General features: G+C 56.1%; 17 protein-coding genes. 6 read left to right on the top strand and 11 right to left on the bottom strand.

Annotated features, from left to right (window positions below; genetic code table 11):
- Nucleotides 1-132 precede the first annotated feature (132 nt).
- A complete protein-coding gene (locus tag ACQYWX_RS02660) occupies nt 133-1,797 on the top strand; it encodes a diguanylate cyclase (RefSeq protein WP_371824077.1) in 1,665 nt (554 codons plus the stop codon).
- A 75-nt stretch (nt 1,798-1,872) separates the two neighbouring features.
- On the opposite strand, the gene ACQYWX_RS02655 is transcribed toward ACQYWX_RS02660, so the two are convergent.
- Genes ACQYWX_RS02655 through ACQYWX_RS02640 form a run of 4 tightly spaced genes read right to left on the bottom strand, consistent with a single transcriptional unit; the run spans nt 1,873 to nt 5,355 of the window.
- Nucleotides 1,873-2,661 carry an alpha/beta hydrolase gene (locus ACQYWX_RS02655; protein WP_431687798.1) on the bottom strand — a complete coding sequence of 263 codons (789 nt, stop codon included), beginning with the start codon at nt 2,659-2,661 and terminating at the stop codon, nt 1,873-1,875.
- Nucleotides 2,662-2,690: 29 nt separating this feature from the next.
- Nucleotides 2,691-3,944 carry an ABC transporter permease gene (locus ACQYWX_RS02650; protein ID WP_431687797.1) on the bottom strand — a complete coding sequence of 418 codons (1,254 nt, stop codon included), beginning with the start codon at nt 3,942-3,944 and terminating at the stop codon, nt 2,691-2,693.
- Between the two features lie 20 nt (nt 3,945-3,964).
- Nucleotides 3,965-4,738 carry an ABC transporter ATP-binding protein gene (locus ACQYWX_RS02645; RefSeq protein WP_431687796.1) on the bottom strand — a complete coding sequence of 258 codons (774 nt, stop codon included), beginning with the start codon at nt 4,736-4,738 and terminating at the stop codon, nt 3,965-3,967.
- Between the two features lie 17 nt (nt 4,739-4,755).
- Complete coding sequence (locus ACQYWX_RS02640) at nt 4,756-5,355, bottom strand: DUF2796 domain-containing protein (protein WP_431687795.1); 600 nt, start codon at nt 5,353-5,355, stop codon at nt 4,756-4,758.
- Nucleotides 5,356-5,590: 235 nt separating this feature from the next.
- Here ACQYWX_RS02640 and ACQYWX_RS02635 point away from each other — a divergent pair, with 235 nt between their 5' ends.
- Nucleotides 5,591-6,088: a DUF3299 domain-containing protein gene (locus ACQYWX_RS02635; protein WP_279503862.1), complete on the top strand. Its 498-nt coding sequence runs from the start codon at nt 5,591-5,593 to the stop codon at nt 6,086-6,088.
- Nucleotides 6,089-6,197: 109 nt separating this feature from the next.
- Nucleotides 6,198-7,340, top strand: a complete 1,143-nt coding sequence (locus ACQYWX_RS02630) for an HD-GYP domain-containing protein (protein ID WP_216738823.1) — start codon at nt 6,198-6,200, stop codon at nt 7,338-7,340.
- Here ACQYWX_RS02630 and thiI read toward each other — a convergent pair.
- Nucleotides 7,337-8,788: a tRNA uracil 4-sulfurtransferase ThiI gene (gene thiI / locus ACQYWX_RS02625; RefSeq protein ID WP_431687794.1), complete on the bottom strand. Its 1,452-nt coding sequence runs from the start codon at nt 8,786-8,788 to the stop codon at nt 7,337-7,339. The genes ACQYWX_RS02630 and thiI overlap by 4 nt on opposite strands.
- Nucleotides 8,789-9,170: 382 nt before the next feature.
- Between thiI and ppnN the strand changes: the two genes are divergently transcribed.
- Nucleotides 9,171-10,538, top strand: coding sequence for a nucleotide 5'-monophosphate nucleosidase PpnN (gene ppnN, locus ACQYWX_RS02620; protein ID WP_253938555.1), 1,368 nt, complete (start codon nt 9,171-9,173; stop codon nt 10,536-10,538).
- Nucleotides 10,539-10,612: 74 nt separating this feature from the next.
- Here ppnN and hemB read toward each other — a convergent pair whose 3' ends face one another.
- The 4 genes from hemB to ACQYWX_RS02600 form a co-directional block, all read right to left on the bottom strand.
- Nucleotides 10,613-11,593: a porphobilinogen synthase gene (hemB, locus tag ACQYWX_RS02615; protein WP_431687793.1), complete on the bottom strand. Its 981-nt coding sequence runs from the start codon at nt 11,591-11,593 to the stop codon at nt 10,613-10,615.
- Between the two features lie 15 nt (nt 11,594-11,608).
- Nucleotides 11,609-12,262: a hypothetical protein gene (locus ACQYWX_RS02610; protein ID WP_431687792.1), complete on the bottom strand. Its 654-nt coding sequence runs from the start codon at nt 12,260-12,262 to the stop codon at nt 11,609-11,611.
- Nucleotides 12,263-12,386: 124 nt separating this feature from the next.
- Nucleotides 12,387-13,148 (bottom strand): AraC family transcriptional regulator, encoded by a 762-nt coding sequence (locus tag ACQYWX_RS02605; RefSeq protein ID WP_431687791.1) that lies wholly within the window; start codon nt 13,146-13,148, stop codon nt 12,387-12,389.
- Nucleotides 13,149-13,420: 272 nt separating this feature from the next.
- Nucleotides 13,421-13,744, bottom strand: coding sequence for a c-type cytochrome (locus ACQYWX_RS02600; RefSeq protein ID WP_431687790.1), 324 nt, complete (start codon nt 13,742-13,744; stop codon nt 13,421-13,423).
- A 299-nt stretch (nt 13,745-14,043) separates the two neighbouring features.
- Between ACQYWX_RS02600 and hemH the strand changes: the two genes are divergently transcribed.
- Nucleotides 14,044-15,045: a ferrochelatase gene (gene hemH, locus ACQYWX_RS02595; protein ID WP_431687789.1), complete on the top strand. Its 1,002-nt coding sequence runs from the start codon at nt 14,044-14,046 to the stop codon at nt 15,043-15,045.
- 16 nt (nt 15,046-15,061) lie between these two features.
- On the opposite strand, the gene ACQYWX_RS02590 is transcribed toward hemH, so the two are convergent.
- Entirely contained in the window at nt 15,062-16,711 is a 1,650-nt protein-coding gene (locus tag ACQYWX_RS02590) for a response regulator (RefSeq protein WP_431687788.1), read from the bottom strand.
- Between the two features lie 123 nt (nt 16,712-16,834).
- Complete coding sequence (locus ACQYWX_RS02585; RefSeq protein ID WP_431687787.1) at nt 16,835-17,554, bottom strand: ElyC/SanA/YdcF family protein; 720 nt, start codon at nt 17,552-17,554, stop codon at nt 16,835-16,837.
- A gap of 275 nt (nt 17,555-17,829) precedes the next feature.
- Here ACQYWX_RS02585 and ACQYWX_RS02580 point away from each other — a divergent pair, with 275 nt between their 5' ends.
- Nucleotides 17,830-18,003, top strand: coding sequence for a hypothetical protein (locus ACQYWX_RS02580; RefSeq protein ID WP_164887185.1), 174 nt, complete (start codon nt 17,830-17,832; stop codon nt 18,001-18,003).
- Nucleotides 18,004-18,065 lie beyond the last annotated feature (62 nt).

The raw sequence follows: 18,065 nt of genomic DNA, 5'->3' as shown, positions 1-18,065 counted from the left end.
GAAGCTATTTCTTCCAAAGGAACATAAGTTAGTCAACTTTTTGGAGATGGCCAAATGCCTCGCCATAGCTATACGCTAGCTTGCTTAGTGTTTGTGTTGCTTTTTGCCCGAAGTTTGGAGGCGGCCGATGGCGTGCCTCCGTTCAACGTGGACAAAGGCCTCGACATGGCAGGGCTGACGCCGCATCTGGCGTTGCTTGAGGACCCATCGCAATCCCTGCGTTTTGAAGAAGTCAGCTCCCCTGAATTCGCCGACCGCTTTAAATCCACGGGAGGCCAATCCCCTAATTTCGGCTTTTCCGAATCCGCCTGGTGGGTCAAATTCACGCTGCATAACACCACTGCGGAAGAGTTAGCGGTCACGTTACGCCAAGACTATCCTCTGATCGATCACCTGACGCTTTGGGAGCCACTGGCTGACGGCTCCTGGAAACGCCACGCCACAGGCGACCGCCTCTCTTTCTACTCCCGAGACGTCGAGCACCGCGACTACTTATTTCCTCTGAAGCTGCCGGCCAATGCGTCCTACACGTACTACATGCGCTTCAGCAGCGACGGTTCCATGAACATCGGCCTGTCCCTGTATGCGCCAGACGCTCTGCTGGAACATATCGGCAAGGAGCAACTAGCCTACGGCGCTTACTACGGCGGCTTTCTGGTCCTCGTTATCTATAACTTTTTCATGTTTATCGCGGTTCGCGACCGCACTTTCGCTCACTATCTGCTGTACGTCACCAGTTATGGCCTGTATATGGCGGTGCATAACGGACTGACGTTCCAGTTTTTGTGGCCGAATTTTCCCTGGTTCGCCAATCACAGCCTGTTGATCCTGCTGATTCTTTCTTTGCTGGGAGCGTTACAATTCGCACGCTCGATTCTGGTGACGCAGCAAATTGCGCCCCGAACCGACTTCGCCGCCAGAGTGCTGGAGTGGCTGATGCTGATCAGCCTGGCCTGTACGCCGTTCTTTACCTACCACACGATGATCGTGCCGATATCCCTGCTGACCTTCGTCATCGCCGCCCAATTACTGTTGATGGGCGTACTGGCGTTAATGGCGGGATCGCGCCCTGCGCGCTATTACATGACCGCCTGGACGGCGCTGTTGATCGGCGTGCTGGCTTACATGCTGAAAACCTTTGGCCTGCTGCCCCATAACGTGCTGACCCAGAACGGTTTTCAGATCGGCTCACTGACGGAAATGGTGTTGCTGTCTCTGGCGCTGAGCAGCCGGGTCAACGAACTGCAGCGTAAAACCTACACGGACGCCCTGACCGGCCTGTTCAACCGCCGCCATTTCGATGACAAGTTCGCAACGGAATTTCATCGCGCTCAACAAAGCAAACAGCCGCTGACTCTGCTGGTCATCGATATCGATTGCTTCAAACAGTTCAACGACACCTACGGCCACAACGTCGGCGACCATGCGTTGAAGGAAGTCGCCCGCATACTGGCGAAAGGCGTACGTAAGCCGAACTGTCCCTGCCGCTACGGCGGCGAAGAGTTCGCCGTCATCCTGCCCAATACCGACCACGAAGCCGCCATGAGCCTGGCCAATCGCCTCAGAGTCAAAGTGGCGGAAGAAACCGAGTCAGGCTACAAGCTCTCCATCAGCGTTGGCGTGGCGAGTATGAATCACGATGAATTCGACTGCCCCAACAAACTGTTCGAACGCGCGGACTACGCGCTGTACACGGCGAAACAGCAGGGCCGCAACAGAGTGGTGGATTATCGCTCCTGCGCCCCACGCCGGGAGTCGGATACATCGAAAGAAGGTCTGGTGGGCGCTGAAAGCTAACCCAAGCTTGTTAACGCAGCGGCGATGATGGCTACGCAGGAATAGGAACTACCCACGAGAGCAATTCCGGACGGTTTAGAGACTCTCAATAAACTGACTGATCGCGCGCCAGTATTCGGGATACATGCTGATGTCGTTGTGATCCGCTCTATCCAGCGTGACTGTCCGTTGCGGACCGCCCCAGGCCGCCATCAGCCGCTGCCCGTGCTCCATCGGCACAACCCGGTCCCTCCCCGCCAGCAAAGCCAGCGCAGGCGCTTTGATCGTCGCCGCATGAGCCAATGAATTAAAAGGATGACGCACCAACAGACCGACCGGCAACCAGGGGTAATGTTGCTTGCCAACGGCGGCCAGACTGTCAAATGGCGTGGTCAACACCACCGCCCGCACCGGACGGCGATCCGCCAGCTGCACCGCCACGCCGGAACCCAGGCTGCGTCCCAGCAGAACGATATGTTGGGGGTCGATTTTCAGCTTGCGCGTGAGATGGTCATATAAGGCGACGGCGTCGCCCACCAACGCCTCTTCTCCCGGAGAGCCCTCGCTGTCGCCGTAGCCCCGGTAGTTCATCAGCAGAAAGGACTCCACCGGTAACTTTTCCATTTCCCAGGCGTTCCAGGACACCTCTTCGCCATTGCCGCCAAAGTACAGCAGCAACGGCTTGCGTGCGGAAATCTCTCCCCGTTGAAACCAACCGGACAAGGTCACGCCATCATGCTCAAACTTAAACTCTATGGACTTCAACCTGCTGCGATTGCCTGCGTCCACCGCCTGCGGGAAAAAGATCATCCGGTCCTGATATAACCAGAAGAACGCTACGCCGGAAAAGCAGATAAGCAGAAGAGTGCTGATAAGAGCCCACATGAATGTTCGCGCCTTAGCCCAGGATTGTCTCATGTTCTAATTGTCATTCCGTCCGCCAGAGAATAGCGATAAGCCCGATAGGCCGGCGCTGCTCCGATTAATACGCCCGCCAGGATGATGCCGCCCAGGACGACCAGGTTATCCACGGTCAGCGGGTCCACGCCGATAAACAGACCGAAGTAACTCTCCAGCGCCGGCTGAGCGGCGAACAGCGTCAGAAACAGCATTGCGACGCCGACCAGCACGCCGCAAACCGCCATCAAACCGGCTTCGATCATCAGTAGAACGAAAATATGCCGCGGCTTGGCGCCAACGGAACGCAGGATAGCCATTTCCCGACGGCGTTCGTTCAACCCTGACCAGATTACCGTCAACATGCCGATCAAGCCAGTCGCGACGACAAATGCCGACACGGCGAGCAAGGCGACCTCCGCCACGCCCATCATGCTCCACAGCTCCTGCAGCGCCACGCCGGGCAGGATAGCCAGCAACGGCTCTCCGCGATAATTATTGATCGCCCGTTGCAGAGTGAAGGTGGCGATTTTGGAGTCCAGTCCAACCAGAAAGGCGGTTATCAGCTTGGGTTGTAAATCCGCATGCCGCGCCTGCTCCGCGCTAATCGAACCACTGGGCGCGCCGCTGTCCCATCCCAAATGAATGGCTTCAATGCCTTCCAGGGAAACGTGCACGGTGCGATCCACCGGAGTGCCGGTCTTCTTCAAAATGCCGACGACTTTGAAAGGCTTATCATCATGATTGGCGAAACTCACTTCGCCGGCGCCGTGAGAAATCACAATGGACTGACCAAGTTTATAGCCCAGTTTCTCCGCCACTTCCGCGCCTAATACGGCGTCGTATACATCCTCGAAACGGCCGCCGTCGCTAAACGCCAGCTCACGTTTGGCGCCATAGCGGAAGTGCTCAAAGTAATCCGTATTGGTGCCCAGCACGCGAAAGCCGCGATGTGAGTCGCCTAACGATAACGGGATGGTCCATTTCACCCGTTTCATGCCGGCCACTTCCTGGTAGCTATGCCAGGAAATATTGTTAGTGGCGTTGCCGATGCGGAAAACTGAGTACAGCAAGAGCTGCACGGAGCCGCTGCGAGCGCCCACAATCAGATCAGCGCCGGAAATGGTGTTGGCGAAGCCGGCTTTGGCTTCCCGACGTATGTTGTCCACGCCCAACAGCAGCATGACGCTGACGGCGATGGAGAAAATGGTCAGCAGCGCCGTGGTCTTGCGATTCAACAGGCTGCGTAACGTCAAACTGTAAATAGACATCGAAAAGCGGCTCCCGCAGGTCAAGATTCCGGTGGCTGATAAGCGCGATTGATTTCCGCCAGGCTGACAGTGCGATCAAACAGGTCCTGCAAAGCAGGATCATGACTGACAAACACCAGCGTCGATCCACTGGCGGCCACTTCCTGAAACAGCAGCTCGATAAACGCCACACGGGCGTCCGCATCCAGGGCGGACGTAGGCTCATCGGCGATGATCAGCCCTGGCGAGCCGATAAGGGCCCGCGCCACGGCGACCCGTTGTTGCTGCCCCACACTGAGGTCAGTCACCGGCCTGCGCCCGAGTTTGCCCACATCCAGACGCAAATGAGAAAGCAGGCGCTCCGCTTCCTGCGTCAGACTCGCGCCGCGGGCGCTCACTCTTTGCCGCCGCGCCTTGGAGAAGCGGCAGGACAATGTCACGTTATCCACCAGTGACAGGTAAGGAATCAGATTAAACATCTGAAAAATGAAGCCGATGTTGTCCGCCCTGAAACCGTCCCGGCTTGAAGCGCCAAGCGCGCTCAGTTCGGTATCCATCACCCTGATGCTTCCCTCCCTGGGCTGGATCACGCCTCCAAGCAGGCTCAGCAGCGTCGTTTTGCCGCTGCCGCTGGCGCCGCGCAGAAAGATGCGTTCTCCCTCCCGCACCTGCAGCTCGGGAATATCCAACACATCATCATCGCTCCCTGGCCAACGAAACTTCAGACCTTCCAGCTGCACAAGGGCGCGGGCCGGCGTAGGTTTAACCGTCGCGTTTCGCTCAGGCGCGATGGCGGGTTCGCTCACATTCTGCATGACGCCATTCTCACTGCTTACAAATTAATCTGATGTTTTTCCGGGCTCAGCTCTATGGCGGTCTGTCCCTTCGGCCCGATCACCTGTACGTCCAGATCTTTCAGACCTGGGAAATGCTTGAACAACAAAACGTCCACTGCGGTAAGCTTGCCCGCGTCGCCGCATTCGAAGATGTAAGAGGCGTCGATATCGGAGTGGCCGTGTTCATGATGGTCATGAGCATCTTCATCATCGCCGTGCTCATGCTCATCGTGCGCCGCTTCCTCATGCTTGCCGCCGTCTTCGTCGTATTCGAAAACATCGCCGTCCACTTCCGCCGACAGCAGCTTACAACCCGCGGCCGGGGTCAGGCCAAACAGTTCTTCGCCCTTGTTCAGCAAGACCGCCGCCTTCTCCACCTGCTGACGTTCCGCCTCAGTAGCGGGAGCATGTTCAAAGCCCACCAGGTTCATCGCGGGGCTTTCCAGCTCAACGACCAGATTTCCCTCTTCCAGCGCCAGATTCATCGTCGCCGCGCCATGCACATGCGCCCCATGCTGCTCAAACTCTTCGGCGTGCGCGAACTGGCTGGCCGCTAACACCATCATACCGACCCACAGGCGATTTCTATAACTCATAAATTTAATGCTCCTGAACTTAGAGAGTGATTCTTCCGCTTGGTTTTTTATGTTATAACATAACGAAACGAAATTGTTATAGGGCGAATTAAATTCAAAAAAGTTAATCTTGGACGCGAGCGGTCATACAATGTGTTGCACTTGGTGTTGCGGCTGGCCAGGATTAGGAACGGCTGTCGGCGGTCTGGATCGCCTTTCCACGTTTTGACGAAACCACTGATTCCATAGGATATTTATGAACAGATTGCTCTCGACGCTGATCGCGCTCGCATTCTCCTCCCTGCTTTCCGGCGGCGTACTCGCGGAGGATTTCAAGACCGTACAATGGCAGGACCTGATCCCCAAGTCCGCGCAGCAAAAAACCGTCAGCGGAACCGTGGAGCATGGCCAGATCGCCATGGAGCCGCCGCCCCAAGCCAGCGCGCCAATCGTGCCGGAGCTGAACAAGCAGAAAGTTCGCATAGCGGGCTTTGCAGTGCCTTTGGAAGGCGACGAAAGCGGGGTGACCGAGTTCCTGTTGGTGCCGTACATGGGCGCATGCATCCACGTACCGCCGCCGCCCTCTAACCAGATCGTTTACGTCAAAGCCAAAAAGAAACCGTTACCGTTGGACTACCTCTACGACGCGTTCTGGGTATCCGGGGCGATCAGCGTGGAGACGGTCAGCAGCGAGCTGGCGGAGAGCGGCTACAGTATGCAGGCGGACGCCTTCGAGCCTTATCAGTACAACTAAGCGGCCAGACATAATTCCAGAGCCAGCTCCTGATCTCGACTACACTTTAAGTATCCGCGCTCCTGCGGAGCTTTAATGGAAGTTGCATCGACAAACCGGGAGAATGTTTGTGGCCAGCGAGTATCAGCCGGATTCTCTGGATATCCTCAACCATCAGGGCAGCGTACAGCAAAAACTGGAATATCTGCTGGAAAATCTCCAGCAGACCTACCCTTATATTTGCCGCATCGCCATCGCCATTTACGACGCCTTGCAGGATCAGCTCAAAACCTTCGCCTCCGCCGGCTCCAGCCATCCCCTGCTGGAGCACTATCAGACGGCGCTGCACGAAGTCTCCTCCCTGCAACATATGAAAGACAACAGGTTCATCCGCGTCATCAATGACATCGGCGATGAACTGGGCGGTGGAGAGAGTCCAACCCAGCACACGGAAGCCCTGCTGAAAGCCGGGTTTCACGCCTCTTACACCTTTCCCATGCGCTACAACGAACGCTTTCTCGGCTTCGTGTTTTTCAACGGAGCGGAAAAGGACTGCTTTCAGGGCCGGGCGCTGGTGGATATGGATATGATCGGACACATGATCACTCTGATCGTGTACAACGAGCGCAGCAATATCCGCACGCTGATCGCCACGGTCAAATCAGCCATGTTGCTGACCCACTCCCGCGACCCCGAAACCGGCGGCCATCTTGAACGCATGGCGCGCTACTCCAGACTGATCGCCGCGCGTCTGGCGCCGAAGCATGGCTTCTCCGACGAGTATGTGGAACACATTTGCCTGTTTGCGCCCTTGCATGATCTCGGCAAAATAAAAGTGCCCGACAGCATATTGCTAAAACCTGGTCGACTGGAGGAAGAAGAACTGGATGAAATGCGTCGCCATCCGATGTACGGACATGAACTGGTGGACGCCTTGATTAATAACTACGGCCTCAATGGCGTCAGTCATGTGAACATGCTGCGCAATATCGTGCTGTATCACCATGAGACTCTGGATGGTGGAGGTTATCCCGAGCATTTGCGCGGCGAAGATATTCCCATTGAATCCCGAATTGTCAGCGTCGCCGACGTCTTCGACGCGCTTACCAGCGCCCGTCCCTACAAGCCAGCCTGGGACAATGACAAAGCCTTCGCCGAACTCAAGCGTCTGGCGGGAAACAAATTAGACAGGGGGTGTGTGGTGGCGCTGATGGATTGCCGCAAACAAATTGAAGAAATCCAACAGCGCTTCCGCGAGAACGAATACGGTTAAAGTGGTCGATACACCAGCACTTTGCGCCCGTTTCCGTTGAGATGGCTGGCGTGCAACTGACTCATAACGCCTTTGTCGCAAAACAGCAGGTAGCGGGTTTCTCCGTCCAGCTCCGCCATGCGGCTTTCCAGCTCGTAGAAAGGCACCTGCAGAATTTTGTTGTTGGTCAGCATCAACGGCGCCTTTTCCTGCTCGTTGGGGTGACGGATGTCGATAATCACGTCGTCCAGCGAAGGCGTCGACACCACTTCTACTTCATCCACGGTCAGTTCCGACTGCATAATCTCGTCGATGTTGATCGCGCGACGGTTCGCCAGCGCCTGTTCCAGCACTTGCATATCGAACCGCTTCTCATCGTTCTCAATGCGATAATCCCGTGCTTTGGTGGTGGGGCGATCAGAAATCACGCCACAGTATTCCGGCATGTTGCGGGCGAACTCTTCCACGCCAATCTGGCTGGCCATGCGGATAATATCCTGTTTATCGGTAACGATCAGCGGACGCAGCACCAGCATGTCAGTGGCGGAATCAATCACATTCAGGTTGGTCAGAGTCTGGCTGGACACCTGCGCCACACATTCGCCGGTAACCAGCGCCGTGGCGGACAGATCACGCGCGACCTGAGTCGCCGCCCGCAACATCATGCGCTTCAGTACTACGCCCATGTTGGAGTGATAGATCTTGTCCAGAATTTCCGCCACCACGCCTTCAAAGGGCACAGTGATAAATTTGACCCGCTGGCCGCCGCCGTACTTCTCCCACAAATACAGCGCCGCCTGCTTCACTCCCACTTCGTGAGCGGTTCCGCCCAGATTAAAGAAGCAAAAGTGCGTGCGCATGCCTCGCTTCATGGTCAGGTAGCTCGCGACGCCGGAATCGTAGCCGCCGGACATCAGGGACACGACCGGCTCCAGACCGCCGACGGGATACCCGCCCAGGCCTTCGTAACGTTTCTCCACCAAGTAATATTTATCGTCGCGCACTTCGATGGAAATGATGACTTCCGGATTCGACAGATCCACCCCCGCCGCCTTGGTGTGCTGGCGCAGTCCTCCGCCGACGTAACGCTCCAGATCCATGGAGGTGAAATCATGCTTGCCGGCGCGCTTGACCCGCACCTGGAAGCGTTTGCCTTCCAGTTGCTCTTCGTACAACGCCTTCGCGTTCAGGTAAATAGTGTGGAAGTCCGCCAGGGGATATTCATGCACCACCAGGAAGTTGGTGATTCCGGACACCCTTTGCAGGGCTTCAATCGCCCGTTTACTGGTGCGCTCGTCGGCTTCCGGCAGCAAGACTTCAATTTTGTCCCAAGATCCTTCCACCACCACGTTTTCGTCAATTTGACGCAATACGCGACGAATATTTATGCGTAACTGCTTGACCAGATCCTTACGCACCGGTTTACTTTTAATTGTGATTTCGGGAAATAATTTGACGAGAAACTTCATAATCTGGCCTGATCCAAATCTCAGCGGGGGCGCTATTCTACTATCATTCCCCCTGTCATGCATGGGCCGATCGCCAAAAATCCCCCTGCGCGGACAACGCCAGGGAGTGATAGCCAACTTCGCCCAGACGACTTACTATTTAGACTCCATCCGGAAAACCCGCTTACCTACGCCGCGCCGGTCATCCTTACATTACCCTGCTCCCGGATGGGCTCTTATAAATGATAACAATAGCAGATTAGGCTCTATTGGCATTGCAGCGTCGCCACCGTCACGCCTGCATACGCCGTCAGGCTCTGGCTTGCTCCCACAGCCGTCCGCCGGAATCGGAACCGCCGGCCCCGCCGGCAAGTAGAAGTATTAGAAAAGGAAAGATATAGATATGAGTAACAAAATAACCGCACGCATCGCCCCGGAAGGCAGCCTCGATCTGGTCTCACAACACGAAGTCAACCTGTTGAAGGACCGCAGCAATCGCGGCGTGTATCGCCTGTTCCGACAATGCGCCCTGGCCGTATTGAACTGCGGCAACGAGTCCGACGACCCCAACACCATTCTGGCTGAATTCGCCGATTTCGACATCCAGCTGATCCAACAGGCCCGCGGCATCAAGCTGGAGGTGATCAATGCGCCTCACAACGCTTTCGTCGACGGCAAGATGATCAAAGGGATACAAGAGCACCTCTACGCCGTGCTGCGCGACATCATCTACGCCAACAACGTGCTGTCTCACAACACCCAGCTGAACCTGAACAACGGCGAGGATATCACCAACTTTATTTTCCATATGCTGCGGAACGCCGGCGTATTGATTCCCCGTCGTTACCCCAACATCGTCGTGTGCTGGGGAGGCCACTCCATCAGCCGGGACGAGTATGACTTCACCAAAGAGGTCGGACACTCCCTGGGTCTGCGCGGACTGGATATCTGCACCGGATGCGGCCCCGGCGCCATGAAGGGACCGATGAAAGGCGCCACCATCGCTCACGCCAAGCAGCGTATTCAGACCGGACGCTACATCGGTTTGACCGAGCCGGGCATCATCGCTGCCGAGTCGCCAAACCCCATCGTCAACGAGCTGGTGATTCTGCCGGATATCGAAAAGCGCCTGGAAGCCTTCGTACGACTCGGCCATGGCATCATCGTCTTCCCTGGCGGCGCTGGCACCGCAGAGGAGATCCTGTACCTGCTGGGCATTCTGCTGAACCCGGAAAACGATTCGCTGCCTTTCCCGGTAATTTTCGCCGGAGCCAAGAAAAACGAGGAGTATTTCGGCCAGATCAACGAGTTTATCGGCCTGACCCTGGGTAAAGCCGCTCAACGTCGTTATCGCATCATTATCGATGACCCCGAGCTGGTCGCCCTGGAAATGAAGAAAGGCATCCAGGACGTCACTTATCATCGTAAAGGCTCCAGCGATGCTTACTACTACAACTGGTTGCTGAAGGTTCAGCCACAGTTCCAGCATCCCTTCCAGCCGACCCACGAGAGCATGCGCGCGCTGGCGTTGCACCGCGAACAGCCCATTCATGAACTGGCGGCGAACCTGCGCCGGGCGTTTTCCGGCATCGTATCCGGCAACGTCAAGGAAGAAGGCGTGCAGCTGGTGGAACGTCTGGGACCATTCGAAATCAGCGGCGACAAAACCATCGTCGGCTCTTTCGGATCATTGTTAGAGTCTTTCGTGAAGCAACAGCGAATGAAACTGCCAGGCAGCAAATACGTGCCCAGCTATCGCATTGTGGATTAAGAATGCGTCTTTGCTAGAAAGGAGAAGCACTGGCGGCGGCGAGCCGCCAGCGCTCGGGGATCAGAAGTCAGCGATCAGGTTTCCTGCAGCCAACGCGCCGCATCCAGGGCGTGATAGCTGATAATCATGTCCGCGCCCGCCCGTTTCATACTCAACAAGGTTTCCAACACCACGCTGCGTTCGTCGATCCAACCGTTGGCCGCCGCGGCTTTCACCATGGCGTATTCGCCGCTGACGTTATAAGCCGCCATCGGCAGATCGAATCGATCGCGAAGTTTGCGCAACACATCCAGATACACCATCGCTGGCTTCACCATCAGGAAGTCCGCGCCTTCTGCAGCGTCCAGTTCCGCCTCCCGCATCGCTTCACGCATGTTGGCCGGGTCCATCTGATAGTGCTTGCGGTCGCCGCCGGCGGGCGCGGAATCCGCTGCATCCCGAAAAGGTCCGTAAAAGGCGGACGCGTATTTCACCGCGTAGGACATGACGGATACGTCCTGGAATCCGTCTGCGTCCAACGCACGCCGAATCGCCGCCACCTGACCGTCCATCATGGCGGCGGGAGCGACCACATCCGCGCCGGCTCGCGCCTGACTCAACGCCACCTTGGCCAACAGCGCCAGGGTGCGATCATTATCCACGCCATCGCCGCAGAGCACGCCGCAATGGCCATGTTCCGCATACTGGCATAGACATACATCCGTGATCAGCGTCAGCCCTGGCGCCGCCTGCCTGATCAACCGCAACGCCTGCTGCACCGGCCCGTCTTCCCATGCGCTGCGCCCCTGAGAGTCTTTAACTTCAGGCAGCCCGAACAGCAAAACCGCCTTGATGCCGCTGCGCCAGGCGCCGACGCAAAGCTCCACCGCCAGATCCGGCGACAGGCGCTCAACCCCGGGCATCGACGCAACCGCCTCACGCTGCTGAACGCCAGGGATGACAAACAGGGGATACACCAAATCCTCCACCCGCAACGCAGTCTCCCGCACCAAATCGCGTATAGAATTATTGCGACGTAGACGCCGGGGACGAGCCACTGGAAAAGAAGCCTTCATAGTGAGCACCGCCTTTCAGTGATAGGCATTGAAACTCTCTCCCTTTATTCTTAACCGCCTCTGCATCAATGACCCAAGGGCCTGGATTTCATATCCTTCTTCGATTAAGCCATCGTTGGGATACACGCGAATATCCACCTGCGCGCCCATATCCTCAAAAATAACCGCCGCCTCCCATGCTTTTTGCATCAAAACCCTTGCTTCAAGGTCTCTCAGGGTGATCAACATAGGAAGCCCTTCCAAGTCTTCAACGCAGTATTCAGCAACGTTCTTTTCGCTTAACGCGACTCCGTTTAAAAAGGCAACTGCGTCAAGCTGCGTGGAATTACGGTATAGATATTCAGCTACGACACTCGCGCCTTCACGGACCCCCACCAAAACAATGTGCGCCCGTTTATTCACCCTCGCCAGCAAATCATCAATCAGATTTGACACAACCGTGACCGCATCGCTAATCCAAAAAGAGTCAGAAGGATCAGCATGTGACGGACAACAGAGTTGCGCATGTCTTCGCCACACAGATGCAGAAACATAAACAACCCCATCTAGTCGCAGAAAGTTCGCCAGCTCACTCGCCCGTATCCCACGTTCTTTGCCAGGCACATAAACAAGAACCGTTTCAGCGCTTTCAGGTTTACCGCCATATATCTCCAATGTGCTCAGGCGCATAGCCGCTGTCTCTCATATCCCTGATAAATTTTCCTTCACCACGGCGATCTTACGCCTGTGCAGCCCGCCCTACTTCCTGAGAGAAGCCAATGTTTACGCCGAACCGGACAAACCTAATAAAAAGTCAGCTTTCTGGTTGGCGCTGAAAATAAAGACTGGGAGCGACGCCCATAATGCGTCGAAACATAGCGGAAAAGGCGCCCGGCGTTTCGTAGCCAAGATCCGCAGCAATCAGTGTCACCGGGTCGCCGGCGGCGAGACGGGGGATTGCGTTGAGCGCGGCGACTTGCTGGCGCCAGTATTGATAAGACACTCCCAGCTCATTGCGAAACAAACGGGAAAGCGTACGTTCGGACGCCCCGATTACAGTCGACCAATCTTTCAGCTCGCGCGGATCAGCCGGGTTGGCCAGGATAGCCCGACACAGGTTCTGCAAGCGGGAATCGCGGGTGGCGGGAAGTCGTAACGGGCGCTCATCAGACCATTCAATTTCCTCCAAAATCAAGGACATAATACGGCCATCCCGACCACCTTCGTCGTAATCGCTGGGAACTCGCATCGCACGAATGATCAACTCCCTCAGCAACGGCGATATCTGCAGCGTGCGCGGCTTTTGCGGAAAACTCACGGGACAGGCATGGGGCTGGATGTACATGGTGCGCAGAGACACGTCGCCACGGGCGCGCATGCCATGCTCCACATTGGGCGGCATCCACACCGCCCGTTGCGGGGGTATCAGCCATACCCCCTCGTCGGTGACCAGCTCCATCACGCCAGACGTGGCGAAAATAAGCTGGCAACACTCGTGTTTATGCGGCGTAACCCGATATCCGCTGGAAAATTCACGGGCCCTGGCGACGATAGGTCGCTCGCCCCTGATAGGCATATATTCTCCGGAATCAAAATCGGCTGCCGTCACATCGGTTTGCTGTCTGACTGTCTGTTCTGTCATAACGCCCTGTTTTAACTCCTTTGGCAGCGATAATCAGCGTAACGGCGCTAATTATCCATGGCGTAAAGACAAGCTCAAGAAAGGAAAGCGCCTGAACCATGAAGATATATGGGAGAACGAAGGATAAGCGGCGGAAATCTGGGACTTGAACGTGGTTGGAGCGGGACAAGCGCAGCCGTTGATCCGCGGCTGCGCGAAAGGTCAGCTTACTTCATGCCGGAGAAATACGCAGCCAGATTGGCGATATCGTCGTCAGACAGCGCCGCCGCCTGACCTTGCATGATAACCGCCTGACCGCCATTACGGTTTTTGCTGCGGTAGGCTTTCAACGCCTCCACCAGATACTGCTCGTTCTGACCCGCCAGGTTGGGATAAGTTGGGATAATGGCCTTGCCGTCCGCGCCGTGGCATGCCGCGCAGACTGCAGACTTGGCTTTGCCCGCTGCAGCGTCCGCCGCTTGTGCGGACACGGAAAGCAGTATGGAAGCCATGCCGGCCAGGATTAAAGGGACTTTCTTGGCTACTCTCATCAGTAATTCTCCTTCTTGGAGTGTTGGAATTTTTGTCAAGCCTTTATAGCATAGGTCGCTCGCCGCCCACCAGCCGCCAAAAACTTATGCTTGAACGGTTGTCTGGACGTCGAAAATGATCCGTCCGCGCATGGGAAGCGTAGACACATTTCGTTCTGCGAAGGCGCTATAATTCAACGCCATACGCTCGGGATCGCAATTGTAAATATTCAAACTGCGCGCTTGCATTGACGCATTGCAGTTTTCAAAGCGCTCTCCCGATATAAAATTAATATCCCTTAGCTGGAATGCCTATCTGAATGATCATTAGTCCCGATAACACCCGGAGCGCCGTGCTGCTTGTCAACCTGGGCACGCCGGACGCCCCAGACGCCCCCGCCATACGCCGTTACCTGAAGCAGTTCCTCAGCGATCCCAGAGTGATCGAGGTCCCGCGCCTGATCTGGTGGGCGATCCTGAATCTGGTCATTCTTCGTTTGCGTCCCAGAAAACTCATTCCCAACTATCGCAAAATCTGGACGCCAAAGGGCTCGCCGATCAAAACCATCACGCAACAACAGGCCTGCGGACTGCAAAACGCACTGGGACAAGAACTGGGCGCACGCGTGCTGGTGGATTTCGCTATGACCTATGGCGCGCCATCCCTGCCGGACAAGCTCGCAGCGCTGCAACGCCAGGGCATCGAAAAGGTACTTGTGCTGCCCTTGTATCCGCAATACTCCGCCACTACCACCGCCGCCAGCTTCGACGCGCTGGCTCAGGCGCTGGCGAAGATGCGCGACATTCCCGAGCTTCGCTTCGTCAAGCGCTACCACAATCACCCCGCCTATATCTCTTCTCTGGTGGATAGCGTGCGCGCCCACTGGCGGGTGAGAGGACGTCAGGGCAAATTATTGTTCTCCTTTCACGGACTGCCCAAAGCTTACGTGGAAAAAGGCGATCCTTACCGTCGTGATGCGGAAGAAACCGCCCTCGCCGTAGCGAGAGAGTTGAAGCTGGAGGAATCGCAATGGCTGATGAGCTTTCAATCCCGGGTTGGAACAGCGGAGTGGCTGAAGCCTTACACCGACGCCACCGTTACCGAGCTGGGCGCCAACGGCTGCGAAGCCTTGGATGTTATCTGTCCCGGCTTCTCCGCAGACTGCCTGGAGACGCTGGAGGAAATCGAAGAAGAAAACCGGGGGCTGTATGAACAGGCTGGCGGCAAGGATTTTCATTACATCCCTGCCCTAAATGCAGAACCGGAGCATATCGAACTGTTACAGGAACTCTGCGAACAGCACCTACGAGGCTGGATCTGACCTTAACGACTGACTGTTATCCGGCGCTCTGCGCCTCGACGCCGCCGCCATGAGTACCCTCGAACTTAGTGCGCAGGTGTTGAAAGCGGGGATACTGCTTGTGCGTGGGCTTGATGTGCACAATGCGGTCAAAACAGGCGGCGCAGGCTCTACGCGCCGCGCCGTCACCGGGAGATGAACTCAGCTGCTTCAGCAACACCTGGGCCAGATTCAGATTTAAGGCAGGATGTCTGGCGGAGTACTCCAGCGCCTCGTTAAAGGCTGCGACAGCGCCTTTGAAGTCTTCCTGTTCGGCCAGCTTAATCCCCTGTTTATTCAGTTCCGCCGCTTTTTGCCGCGCCGCCGGACTGACCGGCTCGTCACGCATTTCTTCAATGCGTTTTTGCAGCTCCGGCTCATCCCCGTGCATTAATGACAATTGTGACAGGATGAACTCCGCCTCCAAGTCTTTTCCGCTGGCCAGCAGCACCTGAGCGTACTCCATGACGCGCGAGCTTGGCAGGTTGAATCCAACCGATTGATACAGGGTCTCCGCCAACGCCAGTCGCTCGTCCCGCTCCTCTTCATGCTTCAGCATGCAGCAGGCCTTCGCCGCCACCACTTCATATTGAAAACGCGCGGTGTCGTTCATGACAAAGCGCTCGTCCATATTACGCAGGACCTCAAAGGTTTCCTGCAGCGCCGCTTCACGCATGACTTTTGGCTGCGCGCCGGCGCGTTCACAGAGACTACGGGAAAATCCCAGATGGTTGTCGAGCCTGTCAAAGATGCTTTTGCGTCCCAGCTCAACCGCATTACGAAACGCCTCAACCGCGCAGTCCACATCCTGATTTTCCCAGGCAATATCCCCCAGCCTGGCATGCCTGAGGATGGCCGTCGGCGATAAACCCACCGCATCCACCAGCCATTCCTGCGCTTCTTTACCCCGGTGCGTGTCCACCAACACCCGCGCCAGCAAGTCATAGGCCACCAGACAGTTTGGAGCCGCCTCCACCACCTTGCGCAGTAATTCTTCCGCTAAGTCGTAATCCGCCTGGGCGATATAGACTCTGGCCACCCCAACCTGCGCCCAGATCAGCGTGCGCTCCGACAGCACCTGTTGATACACCCGCAGCGCCTCATTGAGCGCGCCGGTCTGGAAGTACAGCTCCGCCACGGTTTTTTCACACCAGCGCAGGTACTTGCTGCCACGGGCGATTTTTTCTTCACAGCGGGAAATCGCTTCGCTCCAGCGCTCCATATCAATGGCGTGCTTCAGCTCATATAACACCTCGTTGTCCACCAACAGGTTATCCAGACGCTGCTTCAAGACATCGGAAGTGATCGGCTTGTTGATGTAAGCGTCAGGTTGATGGTCAATGGCCGCGAGCACCATTTCCCGGGTGGTTTCCGCCGACATCATGACAAACAGGGAGGTGTAACGCAGAATTTTGCGCTCCCGCAGCTCTTCCAGAACATGCTGACCATTTCTGCCCGAGAGCTGGTAGTCGCAAATGACGACGTCGAACAGTCCATGCTCGCACTTGTTGATAGCCTCATCGCCATCCGCCGCCATATCTATGTACCAGGCGCCGAAGGATTTCAGCATTTTCTCCAGAGCCAGACGTAATTGGGTATTGCCGTCCACTATCAGGAAGCGTGCGTTGCGATATTCCCTGTTAAACATCAGTCTTCAGCTCAGTTTGAAATCTAGTAGGAAGCGTGCGTCGAGATATTCGAAGCGAGAATGCTTTAAGCATAGCATCGCCGCCACGGAGCGTCGGGAGACACGCCCGTTTTTTGATCCATTTCAATTTATGCTTGCGACCAGGTTGGCCCACAACGCGCCTAAATATTCGTGCCAGGCCTTCTGTGTCGCGGCCAGTCCGCCGAGCGCCGGCCGAAAGCGTCGCCAATCCAGTTCCTGATGATGTTTGATGGTATGTCCTGTGGGCGCCGGAATGGGATGCAGTCCCACGCCTTCAAATAGCTGCATCGCCCGGGGCATATGGTAAGCCGAGGTCACCAGCGCAAATGGCTGATCCCCCATTCGCGCCTGCGCCGCCAGAGCCTCTTCATGGGTATCACGAGGATCTTCCTGCAGATCGATCCGTTCACGGGGAAAACCCAGCGACTCCGCCAGTCTCGCGTAGGCTTCCGCGTTAGAGAGAGGGTCCGTACGCGCATAGCCGGACACCAGCAGCCTCGCCTCCGGATTAAGCAGAGCCACCCGTATTCCCTCAATAATGCGATATATCGCATCGCCCTCTATATAACTGGTGATAGGAAGACTCGAATCCGACTCATGATAACCGCCCAGCACCACCACATAGCGCACCTCCTGACCGGCGTAAGGCGGATACTGACTCTCCAGCGGCTCCATCACTTTGTCAGAGAACCAGGGGGTGCTGATAGTGAGCAATCCCAGCCAAACCACGCCGAGCATTCCCAGCGCCAATTTTCGTCTGCGCCCCCTGATCAGCATCATTAGCGCAATAAATGAGATCAGCAAAGCAAGGGGTAAGGGCATTGCCCAGTAACTAATGAATTTTTTTATAAAAAACATAAACTTGCCACTTTTATCCTTGTATACAAAAGCATCAAAAAGGCCAAGCTTTGCACAATTTAACAAAGCTCCGCCTTGAACCGCCCGCCCTAATTGGTTATTCTGCGGCCGCTTTTTCGAACAGCCGTTTACTCCTTGAGAACGTTAAATTTTCACTAACACACAGGAGGAAAGCTTTGGTTAGCTCGATGCAGTCAGTGCGCTAACCAAAGTTTTCATCTTAAATCTCGGGAGAAACCATGTTATTGGAAGCGCCTATCGAATCAACTCTAGCTGCGGCCCTGACGTTGTTCGGCATAACCTATACTGTTCGCACCGTACTTAACCACATGATCAAGCGCGCGCAGGAAAAGCGCGACGCAGCCACCGTCGAAGCGGGAGACACAGGAGCCTCCTCCACCGCTGACGCCTGATCGGACACTCGTCCAGATTACTCAAGCAACTGACTCAATGTCAGTTGCTGCCCTTACTTCCC

This window comes from Hahella sp. NBU794, from assembly GCF_050749805.1.
Taxonomy (GTDB): Bacteria; Pseudomonadota; Gammaproteobacteria; order Pseudomonadales; family Oleiphilaceae; genus Hahella.
The sequence above is the reverse complement of the archived record's forward strand: the minus strand, read 5'-3'. Positions and strand labels throughout refer to the sequence as shown.

Bases quoted from the DNA above. Each gene is read 5' to 3' on its own strand.
- ACQYWX_RS02590 (WP_431687788.1), bottom strand. From the start codon at position 16,711: ATGTTTAACAGGGAATATCGCAACGCACGCTTCCTGATAGTGGACGGC.
- ACQYWX_RS02585 (WP_431687787.1), bottom strand. From the start codon at position 17,554: ATGCCCTTACCCCTTGCTTTGCTGATCTCATTTATTGCGCTAATGATG.
- ACQYWX_RS02635 (WP_279503862.1), top strand. From the start codon at position 5,591: ATGAACAGATTGCTCTCGACGCTGATCGCGCTCGCATTCTCCTCCCTG.
- ACQYWX_RS02605 (WP_431687791.1), bottom strand. From the start codon at position 13,148: ATGCCTATCAGGGGCGAGCGACCTATCGTCGCCAGGGCCCGTGAATTT.
- ppnN (WP_253938555.1), top strand. From the start codon at position 9,171: ATGAGTAACAAAATAACCGCACGCATCGCCCCGGAAGGCAGCCTCGAT.
- hemH (WP_431687789.1), top strand. From the start codon at position 14,044: ATGATCATTAGTCCCGATAACACCCGGAGCGCCGTGCTGCTTGTCAAC.
- ACQYWX_RS02650 (WP_431687797.1), bottom strand. From the start codon at position 3,944: ATGTCTATTTACAGTTTGACGTTACGCAGCCTGTTGAATCGCAAGACC.
- thiI (WP_431687794.1), bottom strand. From the start codon at position 8,788: ATGAAGTTTCTCGTCAAATTATTTCCCGAAATCACAATTAAAAGTAAA.
- ACQYWX_RS02645 (WP_431687796.1), bottom strand. From the start codon at position 4,738: ATGCAGAATGTGAGCGAACCCGCCATCGCGCCTGAGCGAAACGCGACG.
- ACQYWX_RS02600 (WP_431687790.1), bottom strand. From the start codon at position 13,744: ATGAGAGTAGCCAAGAAAGTCCCTTTAATCCTGGCCGGCATGGCTTCC.
- ACQYWX_RS02610 (WP_431687792.1), bottom strand. From the start codon at position 12,262: ATGCGCCTGAGCACATTGGAGATATATGGCGGTAAACCTGAAAGCGCT.
- ACQYWX_RS02640 (WP_431687795.1), bottom strand. From the start codon at position 5,355: ATGAGTTATAGAAATCGCCTGTGGGTCGGTATGATGGTGTTAGCGGCC.
- ACQYWX_RS02655 (WP_431687798.1), bottom strand. From the start codon at position 2,661: ATGTGGGCTCTTATCAGCACTCTTCTGCTTATCTGCTTTTCCGGCGTA.
- ACQYWX_RS02580 (WP_164887185.1), top strand. From the start codon at position 17,830: ATGTTATTGGAAGCGCCTATCGAATCAACTCTAGCTGCGGCCCTGACG.
- hemB (WP_431687793.1), bottom strand. From the start codon at position 11,593: ATGAAGGCTTCTTTTCCAGTGGCTCGTCCCCGGCGTCTACGTCGCAAT.